At 62.3% G+C, this 13004-nt stretch carries 8 protein-coding genes and 1 pseudogene; 2 read left to right on the top strand and 7 right to left on the bottom strand.

Annotated features, from left to right (window positions below; translation table 11 throughout):
* Positions 1-29: 29 nt before the first annotated feature.
* The 6 genes from NCR37_RS21290 to NCR37_RS21265 form a co-directional block, all read right to left on the bottom strand.
* Positions 30-458, bottom strand: a complete 429-nt coding sequence (locus NCR37_RS21290; RefSeq protein WP_159832538.1) for a hypothetical protein — start codon at positions 456-458, stop codon at positions 30-32.
* A 445-nt stretch (positions 459-903) separates the two neighbouring features.
* Entirely contained in the window at positions 904-1221 is a 318-nt protein-coding gene (locus NCR37_RS21285; protein ID WP_250474809.1) for a hypothetical protein, read from the bottom strand.
* A complete protein-coding gene (locus NCR37_RS21280; RefSeq protein ID WP_250474808.1) occupies positions 1221-2987 on the bottom strand; it encodes a methyltransferase domain-containing protein in 1767 nt (588 codons plus the stop codon). Before NCR37_RS21280 ends, NCR37_RS21285 begins: the two co-directional genes overlap by 1 nt.
* A gap of 7 nt (positions 2988-2994) precedes the next feature.
* Complete coding sequence (locus NCR37_RS21275) at positions 2995-4881, bottom strand: peptide transporter (protein WP_250474807.1); 1887 nt, start codon at positions 4879-4881, stop codon at positions 2995-2997.
* A 67-nt stretch (positions 4882-4948) separates the two neighbouring features.
* Positions 4949-6688, bottom strand: a complete 1740-nt coding sequence (locus NCR37_RS21270) for a ShlB/FhaC/HecB family hemolysin secretion/activation protein (protein ID WP_250474806.1) — start codon at positions 6686-6688, stop codon at positions 4949-4951.
* A 278-nt stretch (positions 6689-6966) separates the two neighbouring features.
* Entirely contained in the window at positions 6967-8856 is a 1890-nt protein-coding gene (locus tag NCR37_RS21265) for a peptide transporter (RefSeq protein WP_250474805.1), read from the bottom strand.
* Between the two features lie 221 nt (positions 8857-9077).
* Here NCR37_RS21265 and NCR37_RS21260 point away from each other — a divergent pair, with 221 nt between their 5' ends.
* Both NCR37_RS21260 and NCR37_RS28550 read left to right on the top strand, forming a co-directional pair.
* Positions 9078-10103: a hypothetical protein gene (locus tag NCR37_RS21260; RefSeq protein ID WP_250474804.1), complete on the top strand. Its 1026-nt coding sequence runs from the start codon at positions 9078-9080 to the stop codon at positions 10101-10103.
* 469 nt (positions 10104-10572) lie between these two features.
* Positions 10573-11490: pseudogene (locus NCR37_RS28550) on the top strand (two-partner secretion domain-containing protein); the annotation flags it as partial.
* Positions 11491-12224: 734 nt separating this feature from the next.
* On the opposite strand, the gene NCR37_RS28545 reads toward NCR37_RS28550, so the two are convergent.
* Positions 12225-12680 (bottom strand): ESPR-type extended signal peptide-containing protein, encoded by a 456-nt coding sequence (locus NCR37_RS28545; protein WP_350029077.1) that lies wholly within the window; start codon positions 12678-12680, stop codon positions 12225-12227.
* Positions 12681-13004: the final 324 nt, after the last annotated feature.

Genomic DNA, 13004 nt, shown 5'->3' with positions numbered 1-13004 from the left:
GCGCAAGCGCGGTCTGGTCCGATGGGACGCTATTCATTCCTGTCTTCACAGTGGGCTCCAGGGGTCAGGCAGCCGAGCCGCAGGCGCCGGCCGCCGCTACGGCACAGACGGCAACGCGGCTCGATACAGTCGCATTGTTCGCTGTTCGCAAGGGGGCGTTCATCGTCCTGCGGCGCGGGCTCAATCAGGCGACAGAGCGGCATCGACGTAACATGTGACTTTCCGCGTTTCTTGTACTTCCGGCTCTCGGCTAACAGCATGCCGGTAATCACGAGCATCGCCACGATGAACACGACTGCGATCGTTATATTTAATATGGACTCCGACATACCCACGCACAGCACCGCGAGTATGACGAACGACATGGCGAAGAACGCGGGTACCAGGAACGTCGACGCGATTCCCACTGCTTCACAACACTTGCGAAAGGCCTGGCTGATCGAATCTGAAACGAACATGTGAGCACCTGTCTAGGAATGCGGCTGGCATCCGGTGAGGCGGCCGCTTCGCCTATGCGGTGCCTCTGCGCAGGACCGAAGCCATCGCCGACACCCCGCATGCATGGCTTGCGTCCATCCCCTGCAGCATCAATCCCATGACTTTAGTCAAACGTTGTCGCGCGATATATCGAACAATGTCGATAACGTGCAGCAACGAGGCAGACGCACTGTTTCGCTCGTCGAGCCCTTCTCTCCAGCAAAAAAAAACCGCCCGGGTAAGGCGGCGAAGTGGGTCGAACAAGAACCGGAGGTCCGGGCGGGATGGCTCCCTTGTGCTTGAACGCGCCATGCATTGCACGCGCGGGCAAGCTTTCCCGGACATCGCAGGTCGCTTACATTTTCACGCGCCCCCAGCGTCGCGCGATATAGACGGATTTCGATTCGTTGACACCGGCTCGCCGGTTCAGCGGAACGACACGCTGAGCCAAAGCGAAGTCATCACGCCGAGCGCGAGCCCCATCAATCGGCCGATAAAGAGGGCGTCGATGTCCGGCTCCGAGGCGAACATCGAGCGGCTCGCGCGGCCGCGCTCCGTTCTGAACGCCGGCCGCGCGACGACGATGCACGTCGCCGCCGCAATGACGATCAACGCACGCTGTGGCGCCGCACAGCCGCTGCACGAGTCCCGCAACACGTTCGACGCGGCGAGCAGCACACCCAATGCAAGCACGAAGTTGCCGATGAACGTCACGAACACCTGACGCGGCGAAGGGCGTTTCATCACGCGCTTGCGGCCGGGGCCTGCATCGCCCGTTGATACCGCAAGTGTCCGCCGATGCGCGCGACGACTTCCGCCCAGTCGCCACCGAAGCGGCGGCGAAAGAGGCGCATGCTCGGATACCACGGACTGTCTTCCCGCGTGTAATGCCAGCGCCAGTCGCCGTAGGCGGGCAACATCAGCCACACCGGCTTGCCCATCGCGCCCGCGACGTGCGCGACCGACGTATCCACGGTCAGCACGAGGTCCAGTGCCGCGATGGCGCTCGCCGTTTCCGCCATCGTGTTGAGGCGTGCGCCCACGTCGTGGAAGTTGGCGCGTTCGGTTGCGTATCGTACCGCTTCGTCGGCGCCCGCGCCCTTTTGCAGACTGAAGAATTCGATACCGTCCATCCCGAGCAGATCGTTCAGCACGGCAAGCGACGGCAGCGAGCGGTGGCCATCGTTCTCGTGCGTCGGGTTGCCCTTGAACACGACGCCGACCTTCAGCTTTCCCGGCGCAACATCGGGCAGCTTCGACGCAACGGCTGCGGGCGCGCGCAGATAAGGCACCGTGCGCGGCAGCGCGTCGAGTTCGAGCGGCATATGCGCCGGTATGGCGTGCGGAAACACCCAGTAGTCGATGCCCGTCATGTTCGCGGCGTCCTGCACATTGACGACATCGCCCGCGCCGAGCGACGCCTCGTACAGTTCGACGAGCGGCGCCTGACACACGACGACCACACGCTTCGCGCCGCATTTCTCGCGGAAGATCTTCGCGAAGCGCAGGAAGAAGATCTCGTCGCCCAGGCCGAACTCGCTCCAGATGGCGATGGACTTGCCGCTCAACGATTCGCCCTTCCACTGCGGCACGTTCTGCGGGGGCTCCATGGTGCTGCGGCGCTTCCATCCGAACGGCGCCATCAGCGTTTCCCGCAACGCGAAGCCTTCGTTCAGCTTGCCGCGCGCGATCAGATGCAACGCCTCGTAAAGACGCGGCAGATGCTCGCCCGGCAATCGCTCGACGCACTGCTTCCAGATGGCGTCGGCGAGCTCGGGCGCATCCCAGCGCAGGAACTGCATCATCGCGCGGTGATAGATGTCGAAGCGATACGGATACTGACGCACCGCCGCCTGCGCCGCGGCGATGGCGTCCGCCGCGTTGTGCGCGTGCTCCATCGCATGCTTCATCTCATGCGCCGTTGGCACGGCGCGCTTGCGCAGCACGATTTCGATCACGCACTCGGCGTTGCTGTCGGCGGTCTGGTCCGCGTCCGCTCTCGCGGCGTTGAAGCTGTCGCGCACGAGCGCAATGCGCTCGCAGTCCGCCACATGCGACATCGCCTGTACGAGTTCCAGCACGTTCACCGAGCGCGGCAGCTTCTTCTCGGCCTTGTAGATGGTGAAGCTCGCCTTGTGCGCGCCGTTGAAGCGGCTCGGCCACACGCCCTTGCCGTAGAGGTCTTCGTCCGGCACGGTGACGACCACATGACCGCCCGGCTTGACGAGATCGAGCCATCGCGCGAGCGCCTTGTGCGGATTCTGCTGGCGGGCGAGCACGTGGCTCGCGTGCACGAAATCGAATCCCGCGTCGCTCGCGCCGTCCATCGAAGCGAGATCGCCCTTTTCGGCGGCCCACGACGTGACCTTGCCCATGCGCGGAAAGACGTGTGCATGCGATGAAAGCGGATCATCGGTTACGCCGATATCGAGGCCGTCGCCCACGAAGTAGTGCTGGACGAATGCCGGTTCATGCGAACGGCGCTGGCTTGCTTTGCTGGTTTCCTTCATGTTTGCCTCACTTCGCAGCGACAGCCGCAGCCGCCGCAGTCGCCACAGTCGCCGTCCGAGCGGCACACAAGTCCTTCAAGAGCGCCTGAATGCGCTCGCCCAAAATTTCCGGCCGGCCCTTGAAAATGAGCTTCTCGATGGCTTTCTTACCCGCGAGCGCGCGCGACAGATCACGCCGCTCGCTTTCGTTTTCGATGAGGCGCAGCGCCGCCGCCTTGTACTCCGCGTTGGTCTTCGCGACCATCCACTCGGGGAAACCGAGGCGGCGGAACATGCCTTCGTCGATATGCTCGTGCACTTCGCGCCCGGTCTTGCATACGCCGACCAGACCCGCCCACACCGTATCGACGATGCCGTTCGTGTTGCCGAACGGGAACGGATTCAAAAACATGTCGCAACCGGCGATCACGTTCATGTAGTTCGCGTAGTCCTGATGCTTGTGGACCACGGCCTTGTCGCCCATCAGGCGGCGCACGAGATTGCGCACCTGCGGGAACGTGAGGCCCGTCGCCTGTCCGACGAGGAAGTGGAACTCCACGGGCACCGGCGCTTCATGCGCAATGTCGGCGCACATCTGCAGGAAGCCCGGATTGAGCTTGATGGTCGTGCCCGCCACCGCGATCTTCACGGGATCGGCCTTGAGGCGCTTGCGCTTGGGCAAGTCGAGCTCGAGCATCGCTGCCGGCGGACGATACGGCATGCCATCCGACGGCAGCTTGAGCAGCTTCTCGCTGAAGCATGCATCGTCGCCGACATAGTCTTCTTCGACGACCACGTAGTCCATCGCGTGACCGTGCGTGGTGGCCGGATGACCGAGCGCCATCATCTGAAGCGGCGCGACGCGCAGGCAGGCGAGCACCATCGTGATCGGGAACATGCCGACGCTCGGCATATACATGGCCTGAGCGGCACGCGCTTCGCTGACATCGCGTACCTGGCGCGCGTGGTCCCACAGGTCTGCGCCTTCGAGCGCGATGAATTCGTCGAAGACGTCGCGACCCGCTTCATCGACGCGGCCTTCATAACCCATGCCGATCAGATGAAACTTGTCGCGCATGGCGACCATCGTTTGCGAATGCGTGCGATAGATCGAGTGATTCTTCGAAAACCATTCCAGCACCACCAGAAGCACCGGCTTTTCGCCTTTCTTCACCGCTTGCGCGCGGCGCTCGACATCGTGAATGCCGAGGCTTGCGAGCTTGCGGCGAATCAGCGTGTTGATGGGCTTCTTGATGTCGTGCTTGCCCGGCAGGTCCGCATAGCTGCAATGCATGTACATGTCGTGCAGCACGCCGACCGGCAACGCGTCGATGCTTTCGATCTGATCCAGCTTGTCCGGCAGCCAGCGCAGCAGCATTTCGCGCTTCTGATGCGCGGCAGGCGTGCCGAGAAAGCGCGAGGACATGATGGTCGTCGCGAGGCTCGCGGTTGCGATCTTGTCGTGATTCCAGAGCACGTCCCAGTCGAGCCGCACTTCGGACTCGGGCGTATAGAACAACTGGAACTTGCGCATGTCGCCCGCGCGCAGTTGCACGGAGTGACGCGCCTCTTCGTCGAGACCGAGCGAGCGCAGAATGTGATCGGCGTTGCGGAACGGGCTCGCGGCGAAAAGACCGGCAAGCCAGCGTTGAAACACCTGCGTCTGACGGATGCCGACTTCGGAGAGTTGGAAATCCGGATCGCTCATCAGCGCCGTGATGGCCGAGGTGATGCGCGTCAGCAGGTGATCGTCCATGATGTTGCTTGCTTCGCCGGACTGCGCCCAGCTGTCGACATCCATCAAAAGGCCGTAGTTGGCGTCGATTCGCGCAAGCAGTTTCAAGAGCTCGCGGCCAGCGGCTTCCTTCTCACGACGATAGCAAAGGTACTCGAATTTATTGATGCTGAATTGCATGATGCTGTGTCCCGGTTGTTGCAGCAAAGGGTTGTCCGCCGGCATCGCGCCGAAGCGGGTCGCGAGCTCAATGGCTCCAGGTGACGGAGAGCCAGTACTGCGTCGGCTTCTTGCCGGGCTCGACCCATGAGCTTTCGGAGAAGCGATACGGTCTTGAAACGGACGCGGACACCGTTGCGCCAATCGGCGTCAGCCAGTCGACGCTCACGCCATAGCCCGCGAGCACGCGGTTGTTGGTCACGCCGTCAACGCCGGGATAGGTGTTCTCCCAGCGGTCCCAGGGCGAGTGGTTCACGCGTCCATAGGCGAAGTCGTTGAAGAGGCCCAGCTGGATTTGATGGCCCGTGGCGACCGGAATGCGTTGATACAGCCCCACGTTCGCGACGAAGCCTTCATCGGCCGAACCTTCGTCGGCGCGGTAGGCACGCACGGCATCCGGACCGCCGAGCGAGAGCTTCTCGCTCGCATCGAGATTGCGGCTCGCGAGCTGACCAGTGAAGCGGCCGGAGACAAAGAGGTTGCCGCTCTTCGAGAGCGCATAGGTGCCGAACGCGGTGCTGCTCAACTTCGCGTAGTTGCCCGCGCGCTGCGTGATCGGGTCCGACGGGTCGTCGTTGCGTTGATGTCCGAGCGTCAGCGCGATCTGCCCTGCCGCGAGATTGGTGCGCAGCGCGCGGGCGCGTTCGCCGTTATCCGCGGTCAACGAAAGTTGCAGCGAATCGAGCTTGCTGTGCGTGGTCTCGTGATAATCCGTGAGGTCCGTCGAAGTCTGGCTGTGCAGCAGCGACATACCGCCCCACACATTGGCGTCGAGTCCGCGGGCGAACGGATATTGCACGCCGGCCTGTCCGGTCGTCGCCACGCCTCTGACCGGCGTCCCCGCGTTGATGAAGTACTGCTGACGCGTGACGCCGCCGGTCATGCGCAGGCCGTCGTCGAAAATCGGCGCGCTGCCGGTCAACGCGCCGGTCCACATCTTCTTGTCCGTGCTCGTGATGGTGAACGCATAGGCGTCGCCGGCATGGAACAGATTGTTCGCCGATGCCGTCACGCCCGCGCGATACGTTCCCGTCGACTCGACACCCTTGTTGTCGAGAATCAGGTCCGCACGGACCGGCTTGCCTTGCTGCGCGATGTTGAACACGACATCGACGTCTCCCGTGGCCGCGCCCGGCGAGAAGCGCGGTGCGCCATCGAGCGCGACGCCCGGCAGGTCTTGCAGCAATTGCGTCGCGCGTTCGAGCCGCGACGTGCGCAGCAGGCACACGCCGCTCACGCCTTCGCTGCCGCACAGCGCATGGGTGACGAGCCGTTGCAGGCGCGCATCCGCGGCGCGCGACTTGTTGTTGACGACAATCTTGCGAATGCGCCCCGGAAACACCGTGAACTGCGCCTGCCCGCCCTTCTGCGCCGCGCGCCAGTCGGCATCCGTCATCAGCACCTGACCGAGCGGAAAGCCGCCCTGACGCAGCGCCGTCGTGAGAACGTCGGACCAGTGATCGACTTCCTTGAGCGAATGCGGCGCATCGCCCAGCTTCTTGATGTCCGCATCGAGCATCTGCTTCACGAAGAGCGCATCCGCGCCTTCGGCGGGAACCACGTTCACGCTTGCGCGCGTTTCGTGCGTTTCTTGCGACTCGCTCGCGGCTGCATCCTGCGTGGCGGGCATCGCCTTCTGCACGATCGCGTCTGCTTCCGTGACTTCCGACGCCACCGCGCGCTCGGCGCCCGTCACGCCGACCAGCACGACCGATCCGACACACACCATGCGGCGGACCGCTGCCGCAATCTCATTCATCTTCAACATTGCACGTATCCTTGCTATGAACCCGAACGCTGGAACGTCGCGCCTGGTTCATCGACCTTTGTTCGCGTATCGTCCTCAGATCAAAGGTTAAGGATTCGCTTGTCCGATCCGAATAGAACAAGTTCTAAAGTGCCTTCTGGCAAGCAAGAAACGCTGTGTTTCGATGCGTGCGTTTCGCTTTTCGAGCACGCGGACCACGAATGCGGACCGCCCATGCAAAAAAGCCCGGCACGATGGCCGGGCTCTCGACAGATGAAACGTGTTAGCGCGCTGGATGCTTATGCGATAGCCTCGGCAGGCTCCGCGTTCTCCGACTCGGCCTTGACGCTCGTCGCGCTTCGCAACTGCTCTTGCCAGAGCGCCTGCATGCGTTCACCGAGAATCTCCGGCCGGCCCTTGAAAATCAGCTTTTCGATGGCCTGCGGTCCTGCCAGCTTCGCGGCGAGTTCGTTGCGTTCGTCGGCGTTTTCGATCAGGCGCAGCGCCGACGCCTTGTACTCGTCGTTCGTCTTCGTGACCATCCATTCCGGGAAGCCGAGACGGCGGAACATGCCTTCGTCGATATGCTCGTGCACTTCGCGCCCCGTCTTGCACACGCCGACGAGTCCCGCCCACACGGTATCCACGATGCCGTTCGTATTGCCGAACGGGAACGGGTTGAGGAACAGATCGCAACCGGCGATCACTTTCATGTAGCTGTGGTAGTTCTGGTGCTTGTGCACGGTCGCCTTGTCGCCCATCAGGCGGCGCACGAGATTGCGCACCTGCGGGAAGATGAGACCGTTGGCCTGCCCCATCAGGAAGTGGAAATGCACCGGCACCTTGGACTCACGCGCAATCTCCGCGCACGTGTTCAGGAAGCCCGGATTCTGCTTGATGGTGGTGCCGGCGACAGCGATCTTCACCACGCCATCCGACGGCTGCTTCGGCGGCAATTCGAGCTCCAGCAGTGCAGCGGGCGCGCGATACGGCATGCCGTCCGAGGGCAGCTTCAGCAGCGTCTCGCTGAAGCAGGCTTCATCGCCGACATAATCTTCTTCCACGACGACATAGTCCATTGCATGACCGTGCGTCGTCGCCGGATGACCGAGCGCCATCAATTGCAGCGGCGCCACACGCAGGCAGGCGAGCACCATGGTGATCGGGAACATGCCGACGCTCGGCATATACATCATCTGCGCATTGCGCTCTTCGCTGGTCCGTCGAACGTGCTTGGCGACTTCCCAGACATTGCCGCCTTGCAGCGGAATGAATTCGTGAAACACAGCCTTTCCTGCATCGTCGACACGGCCGTCGAAGCCCATGCCGACGATATGAAACTTTTCGCGCATCGCAACGATGGTCTGCGAATGCGTGCGGTAGATCGAGTGATTCTTCGAGAACCACTCCAGCACGACGAGCAGCACAGGCTTTTCGCCCTTCTTGACGGCTTGCGCGCGGCGCTCGACGTCATGGATGCCGAGACTCGCGAGCTTGCGGCGCACGAGCGCGTTGATCGGCTTCTTGATGTCGTGCTTGCCCGGATAGTCCGCGTAGCTGCAATGCATGTACATGTCGTGGAAAACGCCCATCGGCAGCACATCGAGGCTTTCGACTTCGGCAAGACGCTCGGGCAGCCAGCGCAGCAGGAATTCGCGTTTGGCGTGCGCGGAAGGCGTCGCGAGAAAGCGTGACGACATGATCGTCGTGGCCATGCTGGCCGTCATCACCTTGTCGTGCTTCCAGAGCAGATCCCAGTCGAGGCGCACTTCCGATTCCGGCAGATAGAAGAGCTGGAACTTGCGGAATTCTGCGTTGCGCAGTTCGAGCGAGTTGCGCGATTCCTCGTTTGCGCTGAACGAGCGCAGGACGTGGTCCGCGTTGCGGAACGAGCTTGCGGCGAATAGCGCGGCGAGCCATCGCTGAAACAGCATCAGTTTGCCGATGCCGTGGTCGGAAATGGTGAATTTCGGATCGGATGCCAGCGCGGTGATCGCAGAGGCGAGGCGCGTGAGCAGGTGATCGTCCATGATGTCGCGCGCTTCGACCGACTGCGCCCACGTGTCGATGTCCATGAGAACGCCGTAGTTCTGATCGATCTTGTTGAGCAGCTCGAGCAGCATGCGGCCCGCTTTTTCGTATTCGCGGCGATAGCAGTGGTGTTCGAACTTTGCGATGCTGAATTTCATGTTTCGGTTCCTGGTCGATTGTTTCAACGCGCCGCTGACTGACGTTCCGTTGATGCTCGTATTCGCTCTGGCGCTGACGAATAGAAGATTAAGGTTTCGACGCAGGCTGACGAATAGAAGAAGTTCTAAATTGCTCTGTGCGGATGTCGCGAGCACGCACGAAAAAGCCCGGCGCGAGGGCCGGGCTTCGGTACTGCGTCTGCTTCAGACACACGACGGGCGTGCTAGCTGACGGCACGGACATCAACGGCTCGGTGAATACCGACGGCAACGGTTCGCCCAACATCGACGGCAACTCGACCAATGGTACGGGCACGGACATCGAGCCGAACGCGACGATCAACACGTCGGACAATGGCACGACGAATATCTCGGGCAACTCGACCAATGGCTCGGGCGTGATCGATGACGGCACGATCAACACCACGGACAATGGCACGACGAACATCTCGGGCAATTCGACCAACGGCCAGGGCGTGATCGACGACAACGGCACGTTCAACACCGACGGCAACGGTACGGTCAACGTGATCGACAACGGCGTAATCATCCATACGGGCGGTGGCAACACGGACCACAACGGATCCGATAACGGCGGTGCCAACGGCGGCGACAACGGCGGTGCCAACGGCGGTGCCAACGGCGGTGCCAACGGCGGCGACAACGGCGGTGCCAACGGCGGTGCCAACGGCGGTGCCAACGGCGGCAACGGCAACGGCAACGGCACGGACAACGGTGGCAACACCGATGCCCACGGCAGCTCGGGCAGTTCGGGCAGTTCGGCGGGCGGCACGGCGGCGGCCATTGTTGGCGGTATCGGCGTGGCGGGCGGTCTGTCGTACCTGATCTACAACAACGCGATGCACATGTATCTGGACCACGTGCAACCGCTGACGATGGAGATGGGCGATGCCGCTTTCTGGGCAGATGCAACCGTGCAGCAAGTGTCGATCGATCTGACCACGGATACGGCCGACGTCGATTTGCTGACCCGCGCGGGCGCTTTGTCGCGTCACATGCAATACCGTGACGGCGCGGACGGCGTGAAGCACTACACGTTCGAGGACGACAAGAAGCAGACCAAGGCGGACCTGTCGGTGAACATGCAGACGCGTGAGTACTTCTACACGGAGAGCGGCATGCAGGACGGCAAGCCGTACGTCGTCAAGTCGCATGGCTGGCTCAAGCCGGGCATGGCGGTTCTTCACGGAAGCCCCCGTGCGGCCACCGCAGGCGCCTCTGCCTGATGATGCGCACGACGGGCAGGTAGCACGCTCGTCGTGTGTCTGACGCAGTTCCAAGCCCGGCCTTCGCGCCGGGCTTTTTTTTGCGTGCTCGCGACATCCGCACAGAAAAGTTAGAACTTCTTCTATTCATTCAGCCCGACTGAAATCTTAACCTTTCTCCTGCCGACGCCGAGCATTCGTGTGGTGGCCGGTTGTTTCGCCGGGCGCACGCCCTTGCATACAAAGCGCCGCGCGCCGGCTTTCTTTGTGCCTTCGAGATTCGAAGTTCTTCTATATCGATCCGCGGCGTTGCTTTCTACCATTCGCCTCGCAGGATTCAGTCAAGAACTTACGGCCTTTGAAGGCTGCATCGAATCCTGTTTGCCAAGCCGCGTTTTCATTTCGTGATTCATCCACGTGAAACGCATTGGACTGCCGTTGAGTCATCGACGCAGCAACGTCTCATCTCTCTTATAAATCTGTCTCTCTTATGAACAAGAATCGGTATCGTCGTGTCTTTAGCAAACGACTTGGCATGTTGGTGGCCGTCGCGGAAGATGTCGTCAGTCGAGGCAAGACGCCGGGCGAAGGCACGGCTTCCGGTGCTGCCTCCAGTGAAAGTGCGTTCGGCACGGTCTCCGCGATGACCGCGTTCGCCGCCGCCATCCTCGCGACGCAACCCGGCGTGAGCTTCGCGCAGGCGTTGCCGACGGGCGGTCAGGTCACGGCAGGTCAGGCAGCGATCTCGCAGAACAGCAACACGATGACCATCAATCAGGGCAGCCAACGCGCCGTGATCGACTGGAACTCGTTCAATGTCGGCGCCGGCAACACGGTGCAGTTCAACCAGCCGAATGCGCAATCGCAAGCACTGAACCGTGTGACGGGCGGCGGTGCATCGAACATTCAGGGTTCGCTCCTCGCCAACGGTCAGATCCTGATCCAGAACGCCAACGGCGTGCTGTTCGGCAAGGGTTCGGTCGTCAACGTCGGCTCGCTGCTCGCGACGACCAAATCGATCGACGCGAACCAGTTCATGGCGGGCGGCCCGCTGCAACTGAGCTCGACCGGCAAGAACGCGAGCGTCGAGAACGATGGCTCGATTCAGGCGCAAGGCTTTGTGACGCTGGTGGGCGATCAGGTTCGCAACACTGGCTCGATCAACACGGCGCAAGGCGGACAAGTGGTGCTCGCCGCGGGCGACAGCGCGACGGTGGCGCTGCCGAACGGCCAAGGCATCCAGTTGACGCTGACCAACGCGACGGCCAACGCGCTCGTTGAAAACAGCGGCACGATCAACGCGAAGGACGGCTCGGTGCTGTTGACCGCGCGCGGCAGCAACACGCTGCTCAACACGGTGGTGAACCTCGACGGCGTGACGCGCGCAGGCACGGTCGTCGCCGATGCCGGCAACACGGGCGATGTGACGGTCACGGGCAAGGTCGATGCATCGAGCGCAACGGGCGCGGGCGGCACGGTGGTGTTGTCGGGCGACCGCGTGGGCGTGTTCGGCAACGCGACGATCGATGCCAGCGGCGATACGGCAGGCGGCAAGGTCATCATCGGTGGCGACAGTCTGAAGAAGCTCGACGGCACGGCTGCCGCCGGCATGCTGCAAGACGGCGTGACGTTCGCGAACTTCACGCAAGTGGATAGCGGCGCGAGCATCAATGCGGGCTCGGCGCATGGCAATGGCGGTTTCGTCGAAACGTCGGGTCACAGCCTCAGCGTGCAAGGCACGGTGAGCGCAGCGGCGCCGAACGGCAAGGCTGGCGCATGGCTGATCGATCCGACGGACGTGACCATTAGCACGAGCGCAGACTCGAACTACAGCGGCAACGTGTCGAGCGGCTTCAGCGGCGGCTCGAACACGAGCGCGACGGTGAACAACGCCACGATCAGCAATGCGCTGAGCGGGGGCACGAACGTGACGATCGCGACGGCGAGCTCGGGCACGGCGACGGGCAATATCACGCAGGTCGCAGGCGCTGACATCGTGAAGACCGGCAACAATGCCGCGACGCTGAACATGCTCGCCAATGGCAGCATCCAGCTCAACGGCAACATCACGGCCACGGGCAGCGCGCTGAACCTGAACCTGACCGCGGACATGAGCGGTAATCACAATGGTTCAGTGACGATTCAAGGTGCGAATACCGACCTTGATGGCGGCACGCTGACCATCTCTGGCAATACCGTGAACGGCAACGGTATGGCCGGTGTTAATGCTGTGTACCTCGCTGGCAACATCGCCAATATCGGCGGCGGTTCGATCACGGGTGCGGCCAATACGGGTGCCGGTGTCGACTTCGCTGGCAATCTCACGCAGACAGGCGGCACACTAACCGTGACCGGACCTGCCGTGACCTGACCGCCCGTCGGCAACGCCTGCGCGAAGCTCACGCCGGGTTGCGTCGCGAGGATGGCGGCAGCGAACGCGGTCATCGCCGAAACGACGCGCAACACCCCTTCGTTCGGGAAGGATTGAGCAGTCGTGCCTTCGCCCGGCGTCTTGCCTTGACTGACGACATCTTCCGCGACGGCGACCAACATACCGAGTCGTTTGCTAAAGACGCGACGAAACCGATTCTTGTTCATAGGAAAACACAAATGAGAGAGATGAGACGTTCCGCGTTGACCAATCAACGGCGGACCGATGCGCTCAGCGCGATGCACTTGGGAAATTGCAGAAAGGGCTGAGCGCCTCGGCAATCTGGATTCGTTGCCGCCTTTGAAGGCGGCTGGCAAGTCGCGTCTTCTAACGCCGCATCGGCGCGCCCGACTGCCTTACCGAATCCACGAAACGAATGGTAGAAAGCGGCGGGTTTGGGCCATATAGAAGAACTTCGAATCTCGGCGAGCCTTCTGACAGCCGGCGTCGGCCTGCCCGCCGCATAAGGCGCGGCGCGTTCGCCCAGCATG

The sequence above is a fragment of the Caballeronia sp. GAFFF1 genome, from assembly GCF_023630705.1.
Classification (GTDB): Bacteria; Pseudomonadota; Gammaproteobacteria; order Burkholderiales; family Burkholderiaceae; genus Caballeronia.
Note: the sequence above shows the minus strand (reverse complement) of the source record. Positions and strands in the feature narration are given on the sequence as shown.